We start from the raw sequence: 23,135 nt of genomic DNA, 5'->3' as shown, positions 1-23,135 counted from the left end.
CTTGGAATTGATATCCTTATTATACCAGAAATGTCGCTTCCACTAAAGGAAAACGCGGACTGAAAAGTGCCGAATTTATAAGGAAATCTGCCATTTTTCTGTGCAGGATTTTCCATGAAAATCAGCAGCGTTTTACTCTGCTTTGAGAGCTTTGGGCTGGTCGATATCGATCCCTGACATCAGCCAGTCAAACTCCCGCCAGGAAAGGTTCCTGACTTCTGACTGCTTCCGCGGCCATTGATAGCCGCCGGGAACAGACAGCCTTTTATAAATCAATACGAAGCCATCCGGCTCACGGAACAGCGCTTTGATTCTGTCCCGTCTTCTCCCGCAGAAAAGGAAGAGTGCACTGGACGACGGATCCATCTTAAGCTGGTCTTCGATAATGGCACACAAGCCATCAATCGATTTGCGCATATCCGTATACCCCGTTTTCCCTAACAATAGGATAAACGGGGTTATTCTTATGATATTTTTATCCTCATCATTTCTGAGAATAGCTGTATTTGAGCGTTTTTACATCATAAATGATGAGGATAACATTTTTCATCTTAACCCACAGATACGTGCCATTTCTTCTTCATCATCTGGCCACAATGGTTTCTCATCCGTTGATAAACTTCCTGTCTCCATTGCTTTTCGCATCATTTCTATAGAAGGGACAGCATAGATTCGTGTTGTTTCTGTCGAAGAATGTCCCAGTATCCTGGAAACAAGCTCTAGTTCTGTTCCATCCTGATATAGATTTGTTGCACGCGTCCTACGCAGCATGTGTGGATAGCAGTGTTCTGGAAAATCTGGGTACTGTGACCGTATCTGAGACGCATACTTTTTTATGATGCGTTCTACATTTCCTACAGACATCCTGTCTTTTCGGCCTTTGATCATTGTATAGATCAAGGGCAGGTCAGGAATGATTGTTGGATGATAGAGGTTCAGATAATTCTTTAAATGACGGACTGTTTTTTCTGTGATAGCAACGATTCTTTCTTTATCACCCTTTCCATATATCCTCAGATATGGTATTTCCGCATTGAGATTTACAGAAGATACATCCAGGGATAATAATTCGGAGACTCTAATGGCAGAATCATAAAGCAGTATCAGAATCAGCTGATCCCGTTGACCAATCTTTGTGTGGGGTGGTGCTGTAAGTAATGCTTTAAGAGCTTCTTCCGATATCACCTCCCGTGTCAGCTTAGGTACTTTGAGAAAAGGAACTCTCGATGCTGTCAAAGCTACTGTCTGCAGGGAAATATCACTGTCTGCAGCATACCATAGGTATGCTCTGATTGCAGCTAACCTGTTGTTGCATGTTGTTTCAGCATTACCACTTTGTTTTAGGAACTCTATGTATGACAATAAAAAATCATGTGTACAGTCTTCAAACCCGAATGACCGTATCGACAGGTGCCTGATATCTGTTACATATCGCCTGAAAACTGTCAATGCATCCCGATATGTTTCAACCGTGTTTCTACTTTTTAATACTTGATCCGGGAGATAATGCTCAAGAAATTCGAGGGTCTTCGAAAAAAACAGTTTTTTCTGAGATTTTTTTCTATTCATAAGCATTTACCTCTGGGATCACATATCTTCCAGTTTCATCTTTATCCCTGATGATACGGAATGCTTCAGCAACCTGATGATAATAATAGAATGTTTCATCCGGGCTCTGATGACCCAGGTACCGGCTGAGGAAGGGGAGCATTTCTTTTAAAGGAACCCCTTCTTCCATCCACAGATTCATTCTTTTAACTACAAAAGCATGGCGAAGACAATGGACTGTCGGAGCCTTGTCACATGATTCTGCAAAAGGTGTTAATGCCCAGAAATCACGAAACTTTTTATCGATTGTACCAACACTGAGGCACTTATCTGTCTCCCGCGCTGGGAAAACCCAGTCTGACAGACAATGGTATTTATCGCGCAGCACTTTAGCGTATGCCTGTAACAGTTCAGTCAGATCTGTGGCCATGTAGATCAATCGGTCTTTGTGACCTTTCGACTGATATATATGGATTGTTCCGTATTGAAGATCCACATCCTTCCAATACAGCTTCCTGGCTTCTGAAATACGCAGACCACAGCAATAGATAAGCCGAAAGATCACTTTATACTCGGTAACTAATCTATGAAATCCTGTCGCTTTTATAGCAGGAACACAATCGTCAACTGCTTCAAAGAACGCTTTTATTTCAGCTTCTGACAGGATGTGAACTACGTTTTTCTCTGCCTTGTAGAAATTTGATGGAATATATGCTTCCATACCCAGTGAAGTCAGAAACAGCGCAAACTGCCGTAGTACAGATGTCCTGGAAGAGCATGTGGCAAGAGCTTCGCCATCACGCAATGTCCCCCATTCCTTTACAAGATCCCTGCTTAAGCAAGGTTCTGTAACTGCGCTTTCTATGCAAAAGGCATCAAAGCGTTTCAGTTTCCATTCTTCGCTTTCATATATAAAACCTACAGCCCGTTTTTCGCTTATAAACTTTTCAAGATATGGTGCGAAACAGCTTTTGAACTGGTATTCACCCATCTTCATGCCAGCCCTCCTCTCAAAAGGAGCCCTGTACTCTCCAGGGATAATCCACATTTCCTGCTTCTTTCATCATCCAGAAGCAGATACTTCATGACACTTGTGGAATCACGGTGTCCAAGTGCATCCATTACATCATCAATCCCTGCATGGTTCCGCAAGAGATTCGTGGCAGATGTCCTACGGGTCACATGAAAACCGCCGCCTTTTACATCTTTTCGTTCAGGAAGGATACGCCAAAGCGCTTTGGTACATATCTTACCTGTAAGTTTTCCATAAGGAGCTTTTGACCTTATGAAAATGTATCCGCTATTATTCCGGGGTCTTCCTTTGGTTATATACAGATATAACGCATTGCCCACTTCAACAGGCATGGGAAGGGTGATCTGAGTCCTGGTTTTTTTCATGATTATTGAAATCTGTCGTTTTTTCCAGTCTATGTCCTGAAAACGGAGAGAAAGAACATCATACGCCCTCATTCCCATCCGCAGACCAAGTAATACTATCGCAATATCACGAAGTTCTACAGGGGTATTATGTTCTGTACGGAATGTATGAATTCTTTGAATCTGCTCATCAGATAATACATCAATGATCTTATCGCACGGAGCGGTACCGGTCATCAAACATAGATCCAGCTTGTGTACATCTGTATATCCGTTTTCATCAAGAAAACGAAGAAATGCCCTTACAATGACAAAGCGTCCTGCTCTTCCCGCAAAAGTGGCATGCTCATCATGTAATGAAAAATCTTTTACAACAGCGAATGAAAGATTCTTGAAACTTTCATAGCCATGATCAAGCAAAAACATACAAAAACGGGTACAGGAATACATGTAACTATCGATTGTACCTGGCTCTCGAAACTCACGTCTTTTCTGTTCCAAAAGACCTTCTATTGGCTCTCTGCACCATAATGGCAGTTTATCGAAACTGATAGGCTGGTATCTGTACTTACCATTCGGATGGATATCACCAGTAAGGGTATAATCTTCATAAAATTTCAGAACACGCCTCCAGTGGAGCCATGAAGTCCCCATTGTTTTTCTGATTTCTGCGAACCAGATCCACATGATATCTTGATGAAATCCTAATTGATTCATATCAAGAAAAAGATACAATGCAGTCAATGCATGTTTAGCAAGTTTCAAAGTTGTCCCAACATATCCATGAGTTTCTAAAAGTTCAATAAAAGGTACGATTGAATTATAGAAACTGTCCACCGACATGGCTACACTCGTTATATTCCGGAGCACTGTAAGACTTTCATCAGAGAAATCCGACAGTAATCCGATATGAGGAAATATCTGGCAGTCAAAAACAAGAACATAGCTCATAGGGCAAAGTCCCTTTTCACCATAAAACCTGATCATTCGCGCAGTATTATTCAGTATCACGGCTCTTGTATCATCAGAACAATACATTTTTGTCTTTGTCAGTTTTATAATCGAGTCATAGGTGACCTCCGTAATAGCATGAACCCCGATATCATCCAGAAAGAATAAGCCTGAAGAACAGTAAATACGGGTTAATTCTAATGTACGAGTTGTATAGCGTTTACTACAATCATCCAGATATATGTCAAGATCTTTTCTCCATAATAAAGGCAGCTTGTCATAGTTTGACTGATTAAGATAAAGTCTGCGGTCGGAAACAGTCCCTGTGGAGTCCATCTCCTCCAACTGGTAAACATACTGTATCCATATGGCACATCTTTGCCGTGGTAATTCAGTTTTGATCTCAGATATCCAACCTTCACGAATACAATCTGAATACTCCTCATTTCTCTGCTTTATAAAAAGCCTGAGGGACTCATAGCAATCTCTGTGTGACTTTCGGCTACTTGAACATATCTCCTTTTCTTTCAGCAGTATCATTACTTTGTTTACGGTTTCGTCGTAATTCATGAAATCACATCCTTCCGATTTTATTGTGATTTCATTATCGCATATGACTTTTTATCCTCATATTTTTCTGAAAAAATGCCTTAAAATCAATGCCTTCTCAAAAAGATGAGGATAAAAATATCGAGAGGATAAGCCACAGACGATGTAGATCTTTTCAAGTCCGGAGATATCGCCTAACATGAAGTCTCCCGGATCAGACGGAGTGTCCTTGTAAGAAGGACAGGGTCGGCATCATTGCTGATCCGAATGATCACATCTTTCATGGTCACTTCAATCGTATGTGAATTGTCAAGGTACATTTGCTGCATCTGTGATGCCGCATGCTGCTCCGGAAGATGATCCGGAACAATATCAATGGGAACCACATCCTGTTTTGGAAGTGGATCTGCATGATGACCGTAATTCGGTGCAGGGATCTGTTCCGCTGCCGCTTTCCGGCATCGGCTGACCCAGTTATAAAAGGTGCTTACTGCGATGTCATTTTCACGGCACCATTCAGCATCTGTCATGCCGCTCTGGCGGCATTCATTGATAAGCCTGATCTGTTCTGCCATAGGAACACGGGCTTTGCGAGTAGCTGCCATAACCTATCCTCCATAATTGTAGTGAAATAGTCTAAGTATCTAACAGCTACAATTATAGCGGAAGAAGGCGGATTAGAAAATCCGCAGGTATATTTGGCGCTTACTTTTGTCAAGATACGGATTATTACTTACTTACGTTAATATTACTTTCCCTTTATAATCTGAAAGGAAATCACGATTCAGATACATTTCCTCTGTCCAGTGAAAATGTATCATATCGTAATTATACAGTTCTCTATCTACAGGAAGCTTCTTGCGTAGAAAATAGGCATCGTTAATAGCCCTTCTTATCTCCAAAATACGCTCAGGCATCATATTCCGGAGTTTTGAATTATCCTCAAAACGTGATGGTCCATTATTATAAAAAGAAATATCAATAGGAAGATACTCAGATTCACCTATTGCGTCCAATCCTTTTTTTAAATTAAACAAATACCCCGCCTGCCCCCCTTTAGGAAACAGTTTCTCTTCAGGGAAATATATCAACAATTTTTTCATACTACATTCTCCTCATTTTACAGTTCGACATAAATCAGCTTCACTTGCCAAAATTATGTTCCTTCCTTATCCAGAAATCCAAATTTCTCATAACCTCAACAGGCTTAAATTGTTCACTAATCATTAAACACTTTGTTTTCATCTTGTTGATATCTTCTCGATGATTAATGGCGTAATCAATGCATCTCGCAATCCCGTCGACATCATGAACAGGAATCAGAAAGCTTGTTTCTTTATTCTCTACAAGTTCATTATTGAAACGCCAGTCTGATGCTATAACAGGCAAACCTGCCATAAAGCTCTCGCAAATTGCTGTAGGGAACCCTTCGCCCGGATAATAAGTCGGAAATAGCATCATGTAGTATTCTGAAAGTTTTTCGAGGCCTTCATCACTGGTTATTAAACCCTTATATGTAGCAAACTCCTTATTCTTTTCAAAAATCTTTTTGTAATGATCAGAGTACTTTTCTTCTATAGGTCCCCAAACATCTAATTTGCATAGAAGACCGTCTACGCTTTGATTGACATTTGCAATTGCCTCTATTGCATCGTCAATACCTTTTGTTGGAGTCACTCTGGAGAATGTACAGAACTTGAACGGTATCTGCGCATCAAAATCTAGACTTTCTAATTTCAACGGTTTCCTTGTTGAGAAAATAGACATAACATCTATGGGCGCATCTGTAAACTTCTTAAGTTCTTCCATCAACTGCTTAGTTTCCGGCAAGAGATAATTAACTTTTTTAAAGGCCCAAGCCAGATATCTATGCTTTTTCAGCAATCCCGTCAGCCAACCTCCAACAATTGGATACGCCATTTTATATCGTTTGATACCCTTTAAAAGTGCAAAGAAAGGCAAAACAAACTTAATACCATTCTTATTCGGCATAACAATTACAACATCACACTGGTTGGCGACTTCAAAACACTGCAAAATCAGTGAAAACACCTCCTTTTTCCAATTAGAAGTGTCTACACTCATGATCTGGCCTGGATACTCCTGCTCAAGTTGCTTGATGATGCCTCTCGTTTTGCTCATCTGACCCCCGATAATTGGAGTTGACGTTGCATAACCCAGATATCCGATCAGGCCAATTTTTTTCTTCTTGTTTCTCATTAATTCACCTTAGCAATCTCTGAAAACACATCTAATGAACGCCGAATAACATCATCCATGTCATAGTACTTGTACTCTGCCAATCTCCTACTAGGAAAATCACATTCTCTTCCTGCGTTGCTAAATCCCTATACTGCTGCGCAAGAGCTTTCCATTCTGCTGTAGGAAAGGTATAGAACGGTTCTTCCCCATCGCAAGGGATTTCCTTGAGGATAGTAGTCTTATCGTTCTTTTGGTCAGTGAGCTTTTTGAACTCCGTAATCCGGGTATAATCATAGTCCATCGGCCAACGGGTGCTGGCGACAGGCTGATAGGACTCACAATCATGTGTTTCAAAAATGAACTTGATACTTTCTAATTCAGCAGGAGATACACCCCATTGTTTGATTGTGAAGTACTTAAAGAACTTCTCATAAATATCCTGCCCTCCCTGACTCAACACCACATCTTCGCTGGTTTTAATCTCATCAATCTTAATCTTCCGACTTTCAATGAATGCGTCCATCCCATCTTCAGAAAGGTTCATATTGTAGAGCTGATTGATGGTTTCCAAAGAAATCGGCATCGGTACGAAATTACCATTAACATATGACATAACGCGGTGCTGATATTCATGCCAGTCACAATATTGGCACACATAGTCAAACACTTCTTTGTCGTTTGTGTGAAATGTGTGTGGCCCATATTTTTGAATGAGGATACCTGCGTCGTTATATTCATCATAAACATTGCCACCTATCTGCGGTCTTTTTTCAATAATTAACACTTTTTCATGGAGCTGCGTGGCAATCCTCTCAGCTATCGTAATTCCCGCAAGACCAGCTCCTACTACAACGTATTTAAACTTCATAATTCTGCTCTCCTTATGTAATCAATTATGAACTTACTCCATATTTCTTGTGGAGAAATTTTGCCGAAAGAAAAACCTTTACTTTAAAAGCCCAATTAACATCTTCCATATATGGAAGTTCCTTCACCTCTGATTTGCTGATTTCTCCAGTCTGTAATTTGTATTCCAGCCAAACATCAAACAAAATTTCGCTTATCCTTCCACAGAAACGGCTATCAAAAGCTGACAAATTGGACTTATCTATACGTTCAACTACCTGAAAAAGAATATTGAAAAGCCATGAACAATAATCATCCATCATATTTCTCTCCAGGATCATCATATTGAACATATATCCCCATTTTCTTTTCATCACCTTTTTAAAGGCATCTAGTACAGCATTGCTTAAATATCAGTGATTAAATTACTAATGGTATCCCGGCATATGTCCACTTAAATGGGTGTGCTGTAAGATTGTATTGTTCAATAAAGCGCAGGATGCTTGCTTCCAGTTCTTCTATTGATAGGTAGCTTTTCCGCTTCAGCAGCTTCCGGTTAATGATGCCAAACCATATCTCAATCTGGTTCATCCAGGAACTGTGTTTCGGAGTATAGACAAAGCGGATCCGGTGGGAAGGGTCATGCAGGAAATCCGCTCGGCTTTCCATACTTTTAAGGATCCCTGTTTTCCCTTTTTTGCCCAGCTCCACGCCAAGGGCACAGGCTTCTGCCACAAAGCGGACAAGGGCTTCCGATTTATGGGTGTTTAGGCCATCGCATATAAATGTCCATGGGGCTTGCGGGTCTGTCCCTACCAATGCTTTCACGGCTTCCACAAAATCCTCTTCTGTGCGTGTGGAGTTTAAATACGGCATTTCCATACGGCCCGTTGCAACATCAAAGAACCCGATGAGGCTGGTCGTGCCATGGCGGATATACTCAAACTCCATTTTGGCGCACTGGCCGGGTAATGGGAGCTTGTCAGGATATTTATGTTCCAGCGCTTGTACCCCGGTCATTTCATCCGTGGAAACAATGTGTGCACCTTCCCGGCTTTGTTCCTGGGCACTCTGGTACAGGCCGCAGATTTCGTTTACTTTCCGCGCAAAAGATTCCGGGGCTTCCGTCTTTTCCGAAGAATGAAGCCAGTAACGGATTTTGTGGGGATGTAAATCTACCTCATTTTTAAAAAACGGCTGACAGATTTCTCAGAAATCTGTTCAGCGATCCCCTGCTTTTTAATTTCTGCCACTAACAGCGGGAGACTCCACTGGCTTACTTCGTACCCAAAATCATTTGGGTTGCTGCAGGCAAGGTCGATGATCCGCATGATCTGGTCCGGCGTAAAAACAGACGGGGCACCGGGGCGTTTTTTATCGGACAGGACTGCCCGTATCTCATCTTCAAGCTTTTTCGGGTCGTCCATTTCAATCCTCCGCAAGGCTGGGAGCGCCGCGAGGAACCGACTGCGCCAGGTGGCAACATTATTATAATGAAGCCCGACCTGTGGTGCAATATTCTGGTTGAGTTCCCCCTGTGACGCAAGCAGGACAATGCTGGCTCTTTTGACCAGTCCTGACGGAAGGGAGCGGCTTTTTGAAAAAGCAGATAATATGTTTTTCATGGCATCAGATAAAACCGGGATAGTATCAATTGTTTTCCTTCGCATAATAACACATCCATTCTTTAGTGATAGAATTATTATGCACCGACTACAATAAAAAAGCAACGTCTATTCATTATTATTTTGGCAATGCTGTACTAGTATAACTCGATTTTAATAAGTTTACATTATTATCCTGAAAACCAAGGGAAACGTGCGCCCAAAGCACGGACACGTAAGCCAAGAAATCAGATTACTACCAATGCTTAAATTGTAAGCTTATTTAAATCGAGTTATACTAGGTATTCAGGACAATCACTGCTAATAATTTTCTCAACTATTTGAAAATGTGTTTCATCATGGGTATGTGCATAGTGGGAATACAGGGATTCTATATAGTATCGCCTCTTCTTAGGGACGAAAACTTTATATTTATCAAGCATCGGCTCGATTTCATCCCTTGTAATCAGCATCAAGGTTTTTCCATGCCCAATATAATCCGGTCTGTGTCCCAAAGTTACAATTCCGATCAGAAATATTATCTCCTATATCGTCTCTTACATAACCAAAATCTAATGGACTCCCATCCTTATTCTTCTTTCCAGCAGCACCTACATGGAGCGGTAGATACATTGGATCTTTCGGCATATTACATTTCTTATGGGCACAAACAATAATTTTTATTCTCTCATACATATTACTTCCTCCATCCGCCAATTAATTTAAGATAGGGATTCCTAATCACGCCGGAAAATGTCGCGCGTATACACTTTCTCTTTCACGTCATCCAAGCACTTATCATACCGATTAGCGATAATCGCCTGACTCATTCCCTTGAACTTCTCCAGATCATTAACTACGACTGACCCAAAGAACCTCTCTCCATCCTTCAGTGTCGGCTCGTAAATCACTACAGTAGCGCCCTTTGCCTTTATTCGCTTCATAACGCCCTGGATGCTGCTCTGCCGGAAATTATCTGAATTACTCTTCATAGTCAGGCGATATACGCCAACTACAATCTCATTTTCCTTATTTTCATCCCAGCCATCGTTTGTGCTGTATCCACCAGCGATCTCCAGTACCCGGTCAGCGATGAAATCTTTTCTCGTCCGATTGCTTTCCACAATTGCTTCTATGAGATTTTCCGGCACGTCAGCATAGTTTGCCAGCAGCTGCTTGGTATCTTTCGGCAGACAGTATCCGCCGTAACCAAAGGATGGGTTATTGTAATGAGTACCAATACGAGGATCAAGGCAAACGCCGTTGATAATCTGCTGTGTGTTCAGACCTTTCATCTCTGCGTAGGTGTCCAGCTCATTGAAATAACTTACTCTTAATGCCAGATATGTATTGGCAAACAGCTTCACAGCCTCTGCCTCAGTAAATCCCATAAACAGTGTATCAATATTCTCTTTAATTGCACCTTCCTGCAGGAGCTCAGCGAAAGTGTGTGCCGCTTTCGCCAGACGAGCATTCTCCACATCCGTACCTACGATTATCCGTGATGGCCACAAATTTGCCTTCCCTCAATTTCGTGTAATAATAGGCTAATCAACACATAAAAAGCTCATAACCTACTTGGATATAGCGGTATGTAGCTACATTCTGGTAGGTCATGAGCTGACTATGAGCATATTGCGGTCTGGATATGATTTTCTGAGCGCAAAAAGAAAAGACCGCCGATGTAAAAATCAGCGGTCGTAATGGGAACATATCCTAAAATGTTCATTCGGGGGAATTTCGTTATAAAAATGCGGATGATGTTCTCATTATTTTCGTTGTAAAAATGTGAATGATAATATCATCCGTATTTAAAAAGACTGTGGTAGAAACAGGCAAAAAAGAAGCCCCGATGGTCACTCTCCTGCTTCACAAGTCGTAGTGAAATTGGAAAATAACCACCGGGGCCAACTTTACCGTTTATTCTATTTTTCCATACAAATCATCCATAGCAGTAATGAAATTGCCCCAGTCAGGGTTCTGCTTTTTCTCTCGGCTGGTTAAATAATACTGATACTTATACAACATTCTAAGCCCTTTGTTATCATACCTTCCTGTCTTGTAAAGATAATATAGTATCTCATAAGACTGAAGCAGACTCATGTTATCCAAACCAGTTTCCAGCTCTTCGGCTTTACAAATCAATTGCATTGGCAGGTTATCGTTAGCTGCAAAATATAAGTACCTTTTGACAGCCATATACGCAAGGGAATGAATTTCTCCTCTATCTTTTGCATTATCCCGCTCTGGAATATATCCAGAAAAAGGTGCCATTTTGTGAATCTGCATTTCAAAAAGATTTTTCTCACAACCAGTTAGCTCCGAGTCTTTAAAAACTCTTAACTTTGTAGGAACTTCTTCTTTCTTTTCATCAGCAAAAGCTTTTACTGCTCCTTCGACTAATTCCGCATAAACTGATTCATGTACTGCCAGATTCGGAAAAGCATCAAAAAGTGGTTCAAGCCAATACTCCTGATATTTTTGAAATGCAATCGGCCTCGCACCAATTTTACTCCTATCCGGAACTATAAATAAATTTGCATCAAGGAACACCACCTGCTCACAATCCTTAAAAAGACTGGCTAATGCAGGATTGATATCTTTTGTATTAACATTCATCCTGCTCACCGCCTTCAAACAGATCATTTAAATCGTCCAGATCATCCGGCGATACTGTCAATTCATATCCTAAATCTTCAGGTGACTTTCCAAACAACATAAGAAGTTCAACTAATTCTTCATCTGGAACTTCCCCATCCTCATAGTTCAACAGAATTGTTTCAAGCGCAGCATTTGACACTCCTTTTCGAAGAGTCCTGCTATTTAACAAAGCATATTTCTCCGGATCAAGTGTTTTAAATATCCGACAATAGACACTTTTGTCATCCCGATCATTCATCGCGTATAAATGCTCATAAAAAGACTTATTGATGTATTTCTCTTCGTATAGACGATTGACTATCGCATGATATGGCAACCACCATTCACACTGTAATTTTGCAATAAATCTTAATGTCCGCAAATAAAGCGCCTCATTAATCATTTCCGATTTAAACTCAGAAACTACACGTGAATGTAAAGTCCCACTTGGCAACAATAACTCTGCTGCAAATCTGTCAGCCTGTTTTTCCAGCAATGGATCTTCATTTTCTTCTTCTGTATATGATTTGCCTGTTTTCGTCTTAAAATGATATAGCTCATGTGCAAGGGCAAATATCTGTTGGTCATAATACAGGGATGTGTTTAATCCAATAAACACAATGGGTTCATCTCTTGTTTCAAAGCGGGTAAGGGTAGCGTCGGTATGCGAACCTTCAGATGCCTCAAAGGGATATTCACAAAGAATAATATTATTCTTTTCCAAAAGCATAAAAATATCATTAGCGATGGGAACATCGCCAAAAATACCAAAAAGCTTTCTGGTTTCATCCGCTTTTTTTCGAACATTCTCAATCTGCAGCGCAGTAAGCTCAATCTCTTTACTCATGATGCAACGCCCTTCTTAACACGATCTGCTTCTTAACTGCCAGCATCATTTCAAATAAATGATTCACCCCATCTTGTTCTTGTTCTGTCAGGTGAGAACCGCGAAATGCTGTATAAACAGTCGGCTTCATTTCATCAACGAATAAACCGTCGATATCAAAATCCAATGTCGTAGCCAGACTTTCCAACTGAGGGATAGATGGAATGTATTCCTTTCTCTCAATTCGGCCAATCATAGCTCTATTAATTCCCGTTTTTTCGCTCACCTGTTCCTGTGTCAAACTTTTGCTATTGCGTTGTCTTTTTACAACTTCAGCAAGCAATTCTTGAGATAAATGTTTCATTGATAAGCCTCCTCTCGAAACATAGTATGCCTCTCTGTCCGTTAATGATACCTAAAATATCAGAAAAAGTCAACAGAAAAGTCGTTTTCCCAAAATAAGATACTGAAATTAACTTTTTATTCACATTATCTCATTGGTTCCTCAGTGCCCTATAGCAGTCCGTCAAGAATATCAGCAGCTCCGGCGATATATTTTCCACAGTCAGCTTCCCTCTGATACTACCAACCGCCCGAATGGCCATAGCCCGCGCTTCCTTCGCTTCTTCCGTATTTGCAGAGAACATATGCTCCTCCAAGCATCTGTGTATGCTTGCCACCGCTGTATCGATCAGTGCCGCCAGCTGTTTGCCTTCAACGAGCCGGGATTCTTCTGTATCCTGCTGTCCCTCATCCTCTGCCTCTTCTGCCGCCAGATGAATCACAGACCCCTTCATCACACCTCGCATGATCTCCAAAGCATTTTCTTCGGGCAAGCCACTCAGATAAGTTTTCACCAGCTGGGCTGTAATCATCTCATCTGTTTCCAGCTCATAACTCAAAACATCGATATTCCTTAATCTCTCCTGTGCGCTCATGTGCATCTCCTCCTGCTATTTTTTTCAGAACCATCAAACTCTTTAAATTCAACTTGTCAGGTTCTTTAGCACCACAAGATATACGAAAAAACCGCACATAGCAACCGGAATCAATGCCACTCCAGATTATTCTACGGAACCACTAAAAACAGGCAGCGCCCCTTTGTGGAAATCCCATAAAGACAGCAAAAAGCTATCAGAAGACACAAAAAGCGCCCCACCATGCAGGCTCATCAGATTGTCATTTCTACATTCCAATGCACCGGCCCAGTGGGGCACACTGTTCTTCTATTTTACGCTTCCCTCCCTGACCTGCCGAATAAGCTCCTGCGCCTTCTTCCGTTTCTCGTCAGGTTCCATGCTCACCTTACTCACACTCTTCTCCTTCACCCCAGTCTTGATTTCCTTCCTCGTATAGCACACGCCCCTGCCGCTGACCTTCCAGTTCTCGTCCAGGAATTCCACAGTGCCGTCCGGGTTCGCCCTTCGGAAGCCCAGGAAACTTCCCAGCGTCCGGCCGTTGCCGCTGCTTATCAGCTTCACACCAAAGTTTGTTGTGTATTCCACCTCGTCGCCTTTGACCACAGCATTTTTGATAAAAGCGATGTAGATGCCCGAATCTGGCAATAATAGCCGGCTGCCCATGCCTGATACCCTCTGGTGCTGGGATGGATGCTGTTGGTCAGCGTCCGGCTGGTTTCCTCATACCGGTCTGTCACAGCTTTATCTGTATAAGGGAATGCCAGCCTGCGGTCCGTCCGCAGCCCATGCGCAAAGCAGGTCGCATTCTCTTTGTATGCGCCTTCGTCAAACGCCTTAATGAGCGCAAGGTTCAGTGTGCTCATGCTCTTGCGGAAGATGCCCATGCTGCTGTTCACAAGATACGAATAATCCGCACCGGGGCCGCATAAACCGATGCCGTCATACCCATTGGTGGCGCAGTATTTCTGGAAATCCAACCGCCCCTTCTCCACATCCCAGAAGGCGTTGTTCTTCCCCGCATAATCCTCGCCCTGCAGGTAATCCTTCCATCTCCAGCTGCCGCGCCCCTCATGCCTGCCGTCTGCCGAACCCCTGGTACCGAGCTGGTTGACCTCACAGTCTCCGTCCTCTGCCAGCAGCCGGTAAACCTCCGTCGCCACCTTGTTGCAGTCCACCAGGGAATCGCCGCAGATGCAGATATTTTTCACCAGCTTCTTCGGCAGCGGATGATGCACACGTACTGTGACAGGTTTGCTCTCTGCGGCTGCCATCGTTTCCCCATCCAGCCGGATCACATTGACTTTGAAATCCGTATCGTCAGCAGCCGGTGTGTAATTCAGGCAGTATTCATTCCTCGTCAGGCCCTTGCTGTTCGTCACACGGTACAAGTTCTCCCTACCTTCATATCTGGATAGGCAATCGAAAAACATGGAGAACTGACGTCCCTCCATACAGTCCCAATGGGACGGCGAAACGATATCGCCCAAGGCATCTCCATCTGGGCTGGCGGTAAGCTGGAGGAATCCCTCCTGTCCATGGCGAGGATACGCATGGGGTAATTGGAGCCGCCGGGAGCCAACGGCGTATTGTCTGCCATCGCCACAGGCGCTTTCTGTGCTTCTAGCCAGAAATAATGAAAATTCTCCGGTGCGCCCAGCGTCCTTTTTGTGATCTGCAACTTACCAGCTTCCTGGTCAATCGTGAAAGCGCCGCTGGCAAGGTACACAGTATTAGTGACTAAACGGCTGAATTTATTGTCCAGCTCCGTAAACTTCGCCTGGTAGCGTTTTTCGATATAATTGTTTTTCTGCTCCGACGCGAACAGCTGGCCCGCCTTATACTCAGTGCCGTCCACAACAAATGACAGGCTGGGGTTCATATGCGGATACCACAGCTGGTTCTGGTACCATGCGGCGATATAGGAGCCGTTCACCCCCAGCGCCTGGAACGCCTTTGTATTATAGAGATTGAGCGTATCTGCACCACGGTCATAGCCCAGGATCAGCATATGGCCGGCTTCCAGTTCCGGCGACTCCAGGAGTGGCGCTGGCTCCTCATTGGCCTCCAGCCAGAAGTACTGGTGCGTGTTGGAGGTTGCCAGGATCTTCTGCGTGACCTGGATGGTCTTTGCTGCCGTGTCCAGGGTGATCTGTCCGTATTCCAGGAACAGGTTCTGGCCTAGTATAACTCGATTTAAATAAGCTTACAATTTAAGCATTGGTAGTAATCTGATTTCTTGGCTTACGTGTCCGTGCTTTGGGCGCACGTTTCCCTTGGTTTTCAGGATAATAATGTAAACTTATTAAAATCGAGTTATACTAGGTATCTGCCATAGCCCTCCGCACGGTTTGCCACCACCGCCACGTTCCCGTAATCCACGCCGTTGATCTTCATGCCGCCATTGGCCGGTGCCGCATAGACAGCCAGTGCATCGTAGAATACCGCCAGCGCAAAACGGTCTTTTGTAAAGAGCCGCTGCCACTCCGTACACTTTTCCACATGGATGCGGCTATTTTCCTCCGTATCTCCCGTGGCCTCTGCCGCTTCTTCAAAATAAAACCGTCCTCTCAGACGGTCAGTTCATACAAAACCTCGTACATCTTCTCTTCCTCGATCCATACTTCGGATTTATGGTAGAAAAGTTCATAATCGGATAACACCGCCTCCACTTTCTGTTCCAGTTCCGGGGCTTTGAGGTCGGTATACACCTCAATATCCAGATGGTTGAAAGCATGGTAGACGGTATTGTCCGCGCCGAACTCCGCCTCATCCGGGTACAAAAAGCAGAGGAACGGCGGGTCCGGGGATTCCCCCTCGGCAAAATGGTGGTAGGCGTAGGGGCAGCCAGTAGCGGCCTTAATTGCCTCCATCAGTGCCAGCACATCATCGTGCGTCATCTCCTCACCTCAATTCCTTTTCGATCAGGCTGGTCAGCAGCTCGATACCGGCTGCCTCCGCCGGGGCGATATGGGGCTTACCAGCCACACGGCCGCCGCTCCGCTTGGCGCGGCCTTTTTCCAGCAGGTGCGCCAGCATATATCTTGTCGGGGAACACACCGTCTGCACTAACTTCTGGCTGTTCTCCTCCGTGGTCTTCGCCACCCAGCTTTTGGCATACCGTCCGGACTTCACCGGCGCATTGGCGGAAATCTGTTCCTTCACCGTTTTTGCGGATTTACGGACCGCTTTCTTTACGCCGGTTGCCGTCAGTGTGGCGTACTCCTGTAAGCCCTCGTTGATCACATCGGCAAGCTCGTCAATACTGCAGCTTTTTGCCATCATCACCCCTCCTCCAGTTTGCAGATAATGCGGATGGTGCGTTTCTGGTAGTTCATCATGTCTACGGACTGGATATCGTAAACGCTCCCATGGAAAACCACACGGTAGTGTGTCGAATCCAGATTCTTCAGTTCACTGCAATAGCGCACTTCAAACTTGATGCTCTGCTCCTGCGTGGTTACGGCGCTCTCCCGTTCAGCGTCATACTGGTAAGTCCCAGCATAACAGTAGCAGGAATAATAATCCTCCCAGCGGTTCACATGGTTCCCCACCTTATCGACAGACACGCTGTTTTTCTGAATAGCCAGCCGTTCGTTGAAGCGGGCAATCTCCCTCTCCATATCAGAAGTTCACCCCTTCCCGCACGGCAAAAAGGAGGCTGCGAAGCGTCAGAAGAAGCGCGTGGTGGTCCGCTTCCTCCCGGTGCTCATACAGATAACCAAATGCGTACAGGATTGCCACACGCATGATGCTCCTGACCTGCGACAGTTCCTCCTCCGTATACAGGTCTGTGTCCGTGGGGAGGATGCTGCCCTCCCCATCACAGGCCAGAGCGTCGATAACTTTCCACTGTTCGTTACTCAGCCTCGCCACATCCACGCACAGCTGCTCCGCAGACAATAAAAGGACGCCGACCAGGGCGTCCTCATCACTGGAATCCACACGGAGATAATTCTTTGCTTCATACAATGGGATCGTTGTAGCTGACTGGTCTGTGGGAGCCGATTTTAATTGATTATCAGCAGTTAGTGCAGCCGCTTCCTTCTGGCCGGTATCTTCCTCCCACGGCAGTCCATCCTCTGTATCTGCCTGAAGATTACTGTCTGTACTGTCAGGAGGAGTTTCCTCTGCTGCGGTTTTTGTGTACTTCACGGTATCCTCTGCCGTATCAGCATCTGCGGGAGCTGCATCATCAGCCACCGGAGCCGTATCACCTTTACGGTTCTTCTTTTCCGGGTTCTTCCGGGGGCGGGTAACTGCCGCGCCTTTCTTCCCGGATACTTTTGCGGGAAGCAGTTCCTTTGCCGGGAATGCAGGCTTGTCCTCCAATGTCTCCACTGCATCCTCCGCCAGCAGTTCCAACTGCTCCGATACTCCTTCAAACATCCGGGCGAAGCCTTAAAAACCTCAACCAGCCCATCTACAATCTTCTTTGGCGCGCCCAGCACGTTCATCTGCTCATCCATCATGCCTTGCCCTCCTCTTCCCCAAACACCGTATCCAGGTAGTGCATCTGTGCCAGAAGCACTGTCAGGATAACTGTCTCGCACAGCCCGGTTTCCTTACGGATAGCTTCCGACATAGCCTCGAAATCAATATCATCGGAATCGTCCTCGGGAAGCTCTAAGCCATGCTCTCCGCCGTCAGGTACAGCGGCATGGGAGGTTTCCTGACCGAAACCGTAATTGTACGATGTCATGCGCTCGTCCATGTGGATGTGCAGGTTCTTGATGTTCAGCGTAACCGCCGGAACGCTGTGCTTGTCCAGAACTTCCTGCTTCTGTTTGTCCGCCTGATTCTCCATCTGGGACTTATCCGCCTCATGGCCGGCTTCCGGCGCTTTCTCTGCCTCCTGTGCCGCCGCACAGTTCCCGCCTGTGCCACAGGCAACTGCCCGGATAATCCCAGCCTCCTGCATCTCCTTGAGCAGTTCCTCCAGAATACCGTTCTTCTCATTCTTCATTTCCATCGTTGTCCTCACTTTCCGCAGCTTTATGCTGCCCTTCCGTTTTCTTGTTTTTCGGCACATGATAGTTCTCTGTAATCATCTTCAGCAGCAGTTCCACCATACGCCCAGGTTCCGGCAAGCTGCGTACCGTCTTACCCAGTTCCTTCGCCTTTGCAATCTCCGCCGCCATCCCCTCTGAAATCGTGCCGCCGAACACCCAGACCTCATCGGCCTCCTCCAGCCACCGCATCCCGAACCGGATGCCGTCTGCACGTTCTTTCTTGTCTCCATCATTCAGGAATGTGGTGAAATACAGATGCGGCGCTAACGGCATGAAACCAAGGGTGGAGAGGATACGGCAGGCTGTTCTGGCCCGATGCAGATTTGCCTCCAGCTCTGTTTTCCGGCTTTCCTCCGTCTCAGACATTGGCCGGTATGGGGAACAGACAAAGATTTTCTTTGCTGTCCCGGTTGATGTAGACTCCTCTGATCTGTTGCCGGGTGGGCGTGCCTCCTGTGTGACCTGTGCTTCAGCTTCGGTCTCTGTTGCAACCATGGGAGCCTTGTTTACTGCATTCATGGCTCTTGCCCTCCTTCCTGTTGTTGAGAAGTAACCCTCTCATAAAGCACACCATTTTGAGCTGTTTGGGAGGTATTTTTTCAGAAATTCTTTTTAATTTTTTTCAAAGCACCATCGATACAGTTACCTACCGATCTACGCGCAATCCCCAACTCCTCCGCAATCTCCTGCTGAGTCAGCCCCTTATAGAAGTACAGCTGCACAATCTCCAACTGGCGCTCTGTCAGCTTCCCCATCGCAGCATATAGGCGATGCAGTTCCTTATCCGCCAGCATCTCCGCGTTATCCTCCAGCAGGAAATCCACCATAACAGCGTCCGACCAGTCCGAGCCATCACATTCCAGAGACACGCACTCATTATTTGATGCACGCTTGCTCCGGTTGTGCTCCATCCGCCGTTCTCCTTCCATGACCAGGCGAAGACTCCATTCCGCCTCTTCAAATACCTCTGCGGGAACCACATGGTATGTACCGTCGCTGAAGTCGTACCGGTAATCGCCACACCGATCCACAGCCATGACCGTATGCGCGCCGTCCATCTCATACACGGCATATCCGTTCTCATAGGCAGTCAGCGTCGCACCGTTCACGATACTCTTTGCTACCGCCACAGGGTTCTGTTCCATAAGCTGCTTGAATGACGGCAGCTTCTTCTCTGTAACCGCAGCCACCTTCCTTTTCAGTTCCCGAAGAGTGATGTGCGCATTTTCTGCAATCTCTCCCGCCAAATCTGCGGCAGCCTGTGCCACCATTTTTACCACGTCATCTGCGCTGGGCAGTTCCACTGTCGGCTGACGGATCTCCATCACGCCAATCCCGCCATTGATTGCCATTGCTCCAATTTCCATACCCATCATGTTCTTCATCATTGTTCTGTCCTTTCCCTCGGACTCTGGGAGGGAAGGATACCGGAGCAGGTCTGTCACAATAGGAGCAAACATCTGTGGGGAATTCCACACATCGCTGTGGACAGGGCAATAAAACAGAGAAAGCCCGGTTCCAGAGATAGTCAGAGTAATCCCATATAAGCGCCTCCACAGCCAGCAAATAATTCGCTGTTCTGTGAACTCCGCTATGGTATCCTTCGCCTTCTCTAGAATCGGGCTTACGATATTTTATTTGTTCAGGGCAACGCTGCCAGATACATTCTGTAGGGCCTGTCCCTTGAACTGTCTATATGATAACAAAACAGGATGATTTTGCAGATTTCAAGCTTGACACATAAATGGGTCAAATTTGATACATTTTCACTCAAAGCAGCCCTAAATCAAAAAAGACCATACAGCTTGTTTAAAAACTGTACGGTCCCTCAGATTGAAACTCTATTTTCTTTAACCAGATATGCATCTATTGTTTCCTCTACCATTGCCTTGTGTAAAGGATTGAGCATCTTATATTTTTCTTGAATTGAGATTATTTCATCAAAAGATATCTCGTTTTCTTCCATTAAGGCATCCATTGTCACGCCTAACGCTTGAGCAAATTTCCTTAGCGTTACACAACTCATCACACCTCTTTCGCCGTTTTCTATTCCAGAAATGTTGGCACGGTCCATATCCACAGCGTCACTGAGATCCTTTTGCGACCAGCCTTTCTGTTTTCGATATTTTCTTATATTTTGCCCCAATATGTATTCATCACTGTGGATATCGACCATACCAACACCCCCCTTTCTCCTTCGAATCTGCACCCCGAAAATCAAAAAAAGCCGGAGCAGTCAATGACCTACGTTACAGATTTCCACTTTCATGGAAAAGTCTCTGTGCGTTATCATTTACTGCTCCGGCATACATTTATTTTTACTTCAGTATGTTAATATCCGGAAGATTTTTTCAATTTTTTATGGCTCAATTCCATAAACAAGCGCACTTCGACCACGTATTTTGAATGTAACAATATAGAATTCGACACAAACTATGTAGTATTTTCCTGTCTTCTAGTAATTCTAAATTAAAATGTACAATCCAAATAACTATGTCTACGTGCTATCGCCTATTTATTTCAGCCCTTAGCAATCGCCTATAATGCGATCTTTATTGTCACTCCTTTCCTGACATGTTTTACTTATCTTTTGGAAATAAATATTTTAAATAAATATTTTAAATAAATATTCACAACAAAATATAATCGTCCCTCATCAGTGTCGAATGATGAGTTATTTTAGATTATACCCCTATCGTCCCTTCGTGTAAAGTAACATATGGAAGTTTTTTCCTTACTTGTCCACATTTTTTCTCGCTATTTGGATTGTAAATCACAGCCACCAGTTCGTATTGGCTTTTCTATGAATAATATTTGTAAGATCCACCTTCTCCTTTACCATCGACAGAATATGATTGACCTCCCTATATTTCTACTATATTCACAGTCAAACTATACCCGTCACTTTTTCCTAAATTTTTTTTGCGATTTCACATAGGTTTCCACGCTACCTATTTCTCCATTTAATTTCTTCATTCACTTATTTCCTCACACTTATATTCTTCTTTTCGTCTCTCCTTTTCCTGTATTTTTTCAATATCTGACCTCTAATGCTGTCGATTCCCGTGTGGACTTCGATAAATTACAAATCGCTCATGCTTAAGAGTCGCGTAAAACCCAATCACATCTATCCACGTTTTACTCTTTCGTATATAATATGTCAGATTTGAAGCTATTCCAAAATCTTCCCGCTTTTCTTTTCTCCAAACTCGACTATTTTTGCTCCCAACAAATCCTCTTTCCGATCTGCCACCATATTTCCGAAATAAAAAAGCAGGATCAGAAAGTAATAGAGTAATCACTCCATACTTACTGACCCCGCTTGGTCCTTCGTTAATGCCACTTCATTAACGGCACGATATTTTATTGATTAGAACATCATTTCTGTCTCTGTTTGCCTGGTAACCCGGCTGACTTTTATATGGTCTTTTGTTTTCTTTACTTCCACATCACAACCTTGATCCAATATCTTCATAGTCGCCGTGTATAATTTCCATGCGTCCTGTTCCTTATTTTTACCCGAAAGCCTGATGTCCTTGCCTAGCACTCCACTTCTCATCCCTTTTCCTCCTCTGCCGGATAACTTTTATAAGCAATCAAGTATTGCACATCTTCTATTTCTAACCAGTTCATCAATCTTAAAAGAGATTGACAATCCGGCTTTGTATCACCATTTTCCCACTTCTGATAGGTCCTAACAGATGTCCCTATAGCATCTGCAAGCTCTTTTTGTGTCATCTTAAAAGCCTTCCGTGCCTCCTTTAGTGCTTCATTATCAAACACCATATTCAAAGGTCCCGCATATTGCTGTTCCCAAGATATAACTGTCCCTGCTTCACCCGGTTCCGCCAATTCGCCATTCCCATCTACATAATTCAAAACATAAATCATACTTTCCGGATTAATTTGAATTATCAACTCTCCATAGCGTGAATTTACACAGGTACAGGACACTCCTTCTACTTTTTCAGTTCTTATACCAATCCATTTCATTATCGGCCTTCCAAGCCCGTCACATGGGAAATTCCCCATGCACGAAATTTTATTTCTTTCTCTGTCCAGATGGAGAAGCCACGATTTTGAATGGAAACCATATATAATCGGGGATAATCCTGCCATTTCCAAGGCCTCATTATATTTTGTAATGAACCTTTCCGGGAAATAATCGTTCCAGCCTATTTTTTTACATATCTTGATATACTCTGCCCAATCATACAAAAGTTTTTCTTCTGTAATCCATGAAGAAGCGTACAGTAAACTTTTTGAAATAGCGGTTTCAATATCATGCTGCTTCTCACTTTCCTCTTCTTTTCCATATAATTGTATTTTGATATATGACATTATTTCATCAATAGAAACCCCACCTTCATAATACAGGTACTCCAATACTTGATATATCTTTTCCAGCTCCTCCTCATATTCTTCCGTGTCACGAATAAGATCGGCTATCCAACTTCTAAACGAATATCCCCTATCCGCACGGTAATAGTAAAAAGGGATTCTCCTTATAAATACCTCTGTTTTTACTGGAAGATATCCTCTCACATTCTTTCTCAATCCAAATGTAAATGATGAGACAAAAACCCTATGGTCGTCTTTTGCCTTACACTCTTCAAAGATTTCTTCACCCACTGAATCATTTTTTTATCCCAAACTTTACCGC

General features: G+C 44.0%; 30 protein-coding genes and 2 pseudogenes. All 32 read right to left on the bottom strand.

The genetic code is table 11. The features are described 5' to 3' along the window. Nucleotides 1-132: 132 nt before the first annotated feature. The 32 genes and pseudogenes from tnpB to LA360_RS30130 all read right to left on the bottom strand — a co-directional run bounded on the left by tnpB (nt 133) and on the right by LA360_RS30130 (nt 23,104). On the bottom strand, nt 133-444 hold the full coding sequence (tnpB, locus tag LA360_RS26200; protein WP_263870245.1) for an IS66 family insertion sequence element accessory protein TnpB: 312 nt from the start codon (nt 442-444) through the stop codon (nt 133-135). A gap of 102 nt (nt 445-546) precedes the next feature. Continuing rightward, nucleotides 547-1,569, bottom strand: coding sequence for a tyrosine-type recombinase/integrase (locus LA360_RS26195; protein WP_022201328.1), 1,023 nt, complete (start codon nt 1,567-1,569; stop codon nt 547-549). Beyond that, nucleotides 1,562-2,545: a tyrosine-type recombinase/integrase gene (locus LA360_RS26190; RefSeq protein ID WP_089774846.1), complete on the bottom strand. Its 984-nt coding sequence runs from the start codon at nt 2,543-2,545 to the stop codon at nt 1,562-1,564. The genes LA360_RS26195 and LA360_RS26190 overlap by 8 nt, the downstream gene beginning before the upstream one ends. After that, the gene (locus LA360_RS26185) at nt 2,542-4,446 is read right to left on the bottom strand and encodes a tyrosine-type recombinase/integrase (protein ID WP_057571580.1); all 1,905 of its coding nucleotides are present in this window, start codon (nt 4,444-4,446) and stop codon (nt 2,542-2,544) included. Before LA360_RS26185 ends, LA360_RS26190 begins: the two co-directional genes overlap by 4 nt. A gap of 173 nt (nt 4,447-4,619) precedes the next feature. Beyond that, entirely contained in the window at nt 4,620-5,030 is a 411-nt protein-coding gene (tnpA, locus tag LA360_RS26180) for an IS66 family insertion sequence element accessory protein TnpA (protein WP_174713916.1), read from the bottom strand. 132 nt (nt 5,031-5,162) lie between these two features. Further along, nucleotides 5,163-5,528 carry a glycosyltransferase family protein gene (locus LA360_RS26175; protein ID WP_112482389.1) on the bottom strand — a complete coding sequence of 122 codons (366 nt, stop codon included), beginning with the start codon at nt 5,526-5,528 and terminating at the stop codon, nt 5,163-5,165. 40 nt (nt 5,529-5,568) lie between these two features. Then, entirely contained in the window at nt 5,569-6,645 is a 1,077-nt protein-coding gene (locus tag LA360_RS26170; RefSeq protein ID WP_225537710.1) for a glycosyltransferase, read from the bottom strand. 31 nt (nt 6,646-6,676) lie between these two features. Beyond that, a complete protein-coding gene (locus LA360_RS26165; protein WP_225537709.1) occupies nt 6,677-7,495 on the bottom strand; it encodes a UDP-galactopyranose mutase in 819 nt (272 codons plus the stop codon). A 25-nt stretch (nt 7,496-7,520) separates the two neighbouring features. Next, nucleotides 7,521-7,859 (bottom strand): annotated as a pseudogene (locus LA360_RS26160) (DUF4422 domain-containing protein); the annotation flags it as partial. Between the two features lie 34 nt (nt 7,860-7,893). After that, nucleotides 7,894-8,511, bottom strand: a complete 618-nt coding sequence (locus tag LA360_RS26155) for a transposase (RefSeq protein ID WP_225537719.1) — start codon at nt 8,509-8,511, stop codon at nt 7,894-7,896. 137 nt (nt 8,512-8,648) lie between these two features. After that, a complete protein-coding gene (locus LA360_RS26150; protein ID WP_112481404.1) occupies nt 8,649-9,143 on the bottom strand; it encodes a helix-turn-helix domain-containing protein in 495 nt (164 codons plus the stop codon). A 227-nt stretch (nt 9,144-9,370) separates the two neighbouring features. Continuing rightward, nucleotides 9,371-9,520 (bottom strand): DUF4422 domain-containing protein, encoded by a 150-nt coding sequence (locus LA360_RS31645; RefSeq protein ID WP_242997717.1) that lies wholly within the window; start codon nt 9,518-9,520, stop codon nt 9,371-9,373. Nucleotides 9,521-9,530: 10 nt separating this feature from the next. Next, nucleotides 9,531-9,773: a DUF4422 domain-containing protein gene (locus LA360_RS29855; RefSeq protein ID WP_242997708.1), complete on the bottom strand. Its 243-nt coding sequence runs from the start codon at nt 9,771-9,773 to the stop codon at nt 9,531-9,533. Nucleotides 9,774-9,814: 41 nt separating this feature from the next. Then, nucleotides 9,815-10,594: pseudogene (locus LA360_RS26140) on the bottom strand (UDP binding domain-containing protein); the annotation flags it as partial. Between the two features lie 403 nt (nt 10,595-10,997). Beyond that, a complete protein-coding gene (locus LA360_RS26135) occupies nt 10,998-11,696 on the bottom strand; it encodes a hypothetical protein (protein ID WP_112482384.1) in 699 nt (232 codons plus the stop codon). Continuing rightward, complete coding sequence (locus tag LA360_RS26130) at nt 11,686-12,564, bottom strand: ImmA/IrrE family metallo-endopeptidase (protein ID WP_112482382.1); 879 nt, start codon at nt 12,562-12,564, stop codon at nt 11,686-11,688. The genes LA360_RS26135 and LA360_RS26130 overlap by 11 nt, the downstream gene beginning before the upstream one ends. After that, the gene (locus LA360_RS26125; protein ID WP_057573091.1) at nt 12,557-12,907 is read right to left on the bottom strand and encodes a helix-turn-helix domain-containing protein; all 351 of its coding nucleotides are present in this window, start codon (nt 12,905-12,907) and stop codon (nt 12,557-12,559) included. The genes LA360_RS26130 and LA360_RS26125 overlap by 8 nt, the downstream gene beginning before the upstream one ends. Before the next feature lie 130 nt (nt 12,908-13,037). After that, on the bottom strand, nt 13,038-13,481 hold the full coding sequence (locus LA360_RS26120) for a hypothetical protein (protein WP_112482380.1): 444 nt from the start codon (nt 13,479-13,481) through the stop codon (nt 13,038-13,040). A gap of 288 nt (nt 13,482-13,769) precedes the next feature. Next, on the bottom strand, nt 13,770-14,048 hold the full coding sequence (locus tag LA360_RS26115; protein ID WP_225537708.1) for a hypothetical protein: 279 nt from the start codon (nt 14,046-14,048) through the stop codon (nt 13,770-13,772). Further along, nucleotides 14,021-14,842 carry a hypothetical protein gene (locus LA360_RS26110; protein WP_112482376.1) on the bottom strand — a complete coding sequence of 274 codons (822 nt, stop codon included), beginning with the start codon at nt 14,840-14,842 and terminating at the stop codon, nt 14,021-14,023. Before LA360_RS26110 ends, LA360_RS26115 begins: the two co-directional genes overlap by 28 nt. Beyond that, a complete protein-coding gene (locus LA360_RS26105; RefSeq protein WP_112482374.1) occupies nt 14,839-15,471 on the bottom strand; it encodes a hypothetical protein in 633 nt (210 codons plus the stop codon). The genes LA360_RS26110 and LA360_RS26105 overlap by 4 nt, the downstream gene beginning before the upstream one ends. 305 nt (nt 15,472-15,776) lie before the next feature. After that, on the bottom strand, nt 15,777-15,962 hold the full coding sequence (locus tag LA360_RS26100; RefSeq protein ID WP_112482372.1) for a hypothetical protein: 186 nt from the start codon (nt 15,960-15,962) through the stop codon (nt 15,777-15,779). A 68-nt stretch (nt 15,963-16,030) separates the two neighbouring features. Continuing rightward, on the bottom strand, nt 16,031-16,360 hold the full coding sequence (locus LA360_RS26095; protein ID WP_057573037.1) for a hypothetical protein: 330 nt from the start codon (nt 16,358-16,360) through the stop codon (nt 16,031-16,033). Between the two features lie 4 nt (nt 16,361-16,364). Further along, nucleotides 16,365-16,745: an HK97 gp10 family phage protein gene (locus LA360_RS26090; RefSeq protein WP_330411301.1), complete on the bottom strand. Its 381-nt coding sequence runs from the start codon at nt 16,743-16,745 to the stop codon at nt 16,365-16,367. Continuing rightward, entirely contained in the window at nt 16,745-17,083 is a 339-nt protein-coding gene (locus tag LA360_RS26085) for a phage head closure protein (RefSeq protein WP_057573039.1), read from the bottom strand. Before LA360_RS26085 ends, LA360_RS26090 begins: the two co-directional genes overlap by 1 nt. A gap of 1 nt (nt 17,084) precedes the next feature. Then, nucleotides 17,085-17,849 carry a head-tail connector protein gene (locus tag LA360_RS30135; protein WP_318653996.1) on the bottom strand — a complete coding sequence of 255 codons (765 nt, stop codon included), beginning with the start codon at nt 17,847-17,849 and terminating at the stop codon, nt 17,085-17,087. Between the two features lie 79 nt (nt 17,850-17,928). Further along, nucleotides 17,929-18,432 carry a hypothetical protein gene (locus LA360_RS26075; protein WP_112482368.1) on the bottom strand — a complete coding sequence of 168 codons (504 nt, stop codon included), beginning with the start codon at nt 18,430-18,432 and terminating at the stop codon, nt 17,929-17,931. After that, entirely contained in the window at nt 18,416-18,991 is a 576-nt protein-coding gene (locus LA360_RS26070) for a DUF7768 domain-containing protein (protein WP_057572895.1), read from the bottom strand. The genes LA360_RS26075 and LA360_RS26070 overlap by 17 nt, the downstream gene beginning before the upstream one ends. 80 nt (nt 18,992-19,071) lie before the next feature. After that, the gene (locus LA360_RS26065; RefSeq protein ID WP_160116351.1) at nt 19,072-19,860 is read right to left on the bottom strand and encodes a sigma-70 family RNA polymerase sigma factor; all 789 of its coding nucleotides are present in this window, start codon (nt 19,858-19,860) and stop codon (nt 19,072-19,074) included. A 440-nt stretch (nt 19,861-20,300) separates the two neighbouring features. Further along, nucleotides 20,301-20,648, bottom strand: coding sequence for a helix-turn-helix domain-containing protein (locus LA360_RS26060; RefSeq protein ID WP_057572893.1), 348 nt, complete (start codon nt 20,646-20,648; stop codon nt 20,301-20,303). A gap of 1,194 nt (nt 20,649-21,842) precedes the next feature. Next, on the bottom strand, nt 21,843-22,031 hold the full coding sequence (locus LA360_RS26055; RefSeq protein ID WP_057572892.1) for a hypothetical protein: 189 nt from the start codon (nt 22,029-22,031) through the stop codon (nt 21,843-21,845). Continuing rightward, nucleotides 22,028-23,104, bottom strand: coding sequence for a helix-turn-helix domain-containing protein (locus tag LA360_RS30130; RefSeq protein WP_112482364.1), 1,077 nt, complete (start codon nt 23,102-23,104; stop codon nt 22,028-22,030). The genes LA360_RS26055 and LA360_RS30130 overlap by 4 nt, the downstream gene beginning before the upstream one ends. Nucleotides 23,105-23,135: the final 31 nt, after the last annotated feature.

Origin of the sequence: Enterocloster clostridioformis, assembly GCF_020297485.1 — a bacterium.
Lineage (GTDB): Bacteria > Bacillota > Clostridia > Lachnospirales > Lachnospiraceae > Enterocloster > Enterocloster clostridioformis.
Note: the sequence above shows the minus strand (reverse complement) of the source record. Positions and strands in the feature narration are given on the sequence as shown.

Excerpts from the sequence above, each read along its gene's own strand:
- LA360_RS26195 (WP_022201328.1), bottom strand. The coding sequence starts at position 1,569 with ATGAATAGAAAAAAATCTCAGAAAAAACTGTTTTTTTCGAAGACCCTC.
- LA360_RS26190 (WP_089774846.1), bottom strand. The coding sequence starts at position 2,545 with ATGAAGATGGGTGAATACCAGTTCAAAAGCTGTTTCGCACCATATCTT.
- LA360_RS26185 (WP_057571580.1), bottom strand. The coding sequence starts at position 4,446 with ATGAATTACGACGAAACCGTAAACAAAGTAATGATACTGCTGAAAGAA.
- tnpA (WP_174713916.1), bottom strand. The coding sequence starts at position 5,030 with ATGGCAGCTACTCGCAAAGCCCGTGTTCCTATGGCAGAACAGATCAGG.
- LA360_RS26175 (WP_112482389.1), bottom strand. The coding sequence starts at position 5,528 with ATGAAAAAATTGTTGATATATTTCCCTGAAGAGAAACTGTTTCCTAAA.
- LA360_RS26170 (WP_225537710.1), bottom strand. The coding sequence starts at position 6,645 with ATGAGAAACAAGAAGAAAAAAATTGGCCTGATCGGATATCTGGGTTAT.
- LA360_RS26165 (WP_225537709.1), bottom strand. The coding sequence starts at position 7,495 with ATGAAGTTTAAATACGTTGTAGTAGGAGCTGGTCTTGCGGGAATTACG.
- LA360_RS26150 (WP_112481404.1), bottom strand. The coding sequence starts at position 9,143 with ATGCGAAGGAAAACAATTGATACTATCCCGGTTTTATCTGATGCCATG.
- LA360_RS31645 (WP_242997717.1), bottom strand. The coding sequence starts at position 9,520 with ATGCTTGATAAATATAAAGTTTTCGTCCCTAAGAAGAGGCGATACTAT.
- LA360_RS29855 (WP_242997708.1), bottom strand. The coding sequence starts at position 9,773 with ATGTATGAGAGAATAAAAATTATTGTTTGTGCCCATAAGAAATGTAAT.
- LA360_RS26135 (WP_112482384.1), bottom strand. The coding sequence starts at position 11,696 with ATGAATGTTAATACAAAAGATATCAATCCTGCATTAGCCAGTCTTTTT.
- LA360_RS26130 (WP_112482382.1), bottom strand. The coding sequence starts at position 12,564 with ATGAGTAAAGAGATTGAGCTTACTGCGCTGCAGATTGAGAATGTTCGA.
- LA360_RS26125 (WP_057573091.1), bottom strand. The coding sequence starts at position 12,907 with ATGAAACATTTATCTCAAGAATTGCTTGCTGAAGTTGTAAAAAGACAA.
- LA360_RS26120 (WP_112482380.1), bottom strand. The coding sequence starts at position 13,481 with ATGAGCGCACAGGAGAGATTAAGGAATATCGATGTTTTGAGTTATGAG.
- LA360_RS26105 (WP_112482374.1), bottom strand. The coding sequence starts at position 15,471 with ATGCTGATCCTGGGCTATGACCGTGGTGCAGATACGCTCAATCTCTAT.
- LA360_RS26095 (WP_057573037.1), bottom strand. The coding sequence starts at position 16,360 with ATGACGCACGATGATGTGCTGGCACTGATGGAGGCAATTAAGGCCGCT.
- LA360_RS26090 (WP_330411301.1), bottom strand. The coding sequence starts at position 16,745 with ATGATGGCAAAAAGCTGCAGTATTGACGAGCTTGCCGATGTGATCAAC.
- LA360_RS26085 (WP_057573039.1), bottom strand. The coding sequence starts at position 17,083 with ATGGAGAGGGAGATTGCCCGCTTCAACGAACGGCTGGCTATTCAGAAA.
- LA360_RS30135 (WP_318653996.1), bottom strand. The coding sequence starts at position 17,849 with ATGTTTGAAGGAGTATCGGAGCAGTTGGAACTGCTGGCGGAGGATGCA.
- LA360_RS26075 (WP_112482368.1), bottom strand. The coding sequence starts at position 18,432 with ATGGAAATGAAGAATGAGAAGAACGGTATTCTGGAGGAACTGCTCAAG.
- LA360_RS26070 (WP_057572895.1), bottom strand. The coding sequence starts at position 18,991 with ATGAATGCAGTAAACAAGGCTCCCATGGTTGCAACAGAGACCGAAGCT.
- LA360_RS26065 (WP_160116351.1), bottom strand. The coding sequence starts at position 19,860 with ATGATGAAGAACATGATGGGTATGGAAATTGGAGCAATGGCAATCAAT.
- LA360_RS26060 (WP_057572893.1), bottom strand. The coding sequence starts at position 20,648 with ATGGTCGATATCCACAGTGATGAATACATATTGGGGCAAAATATAAGA.
- LA360_RS26055 (WP_057572892.1), bottom strand. The coding sequence starts at position 22,031 with ATGAGAAGTGGAGTGCTAGGCAAGGACATCAGGCTTTCGGGTAAAAAT.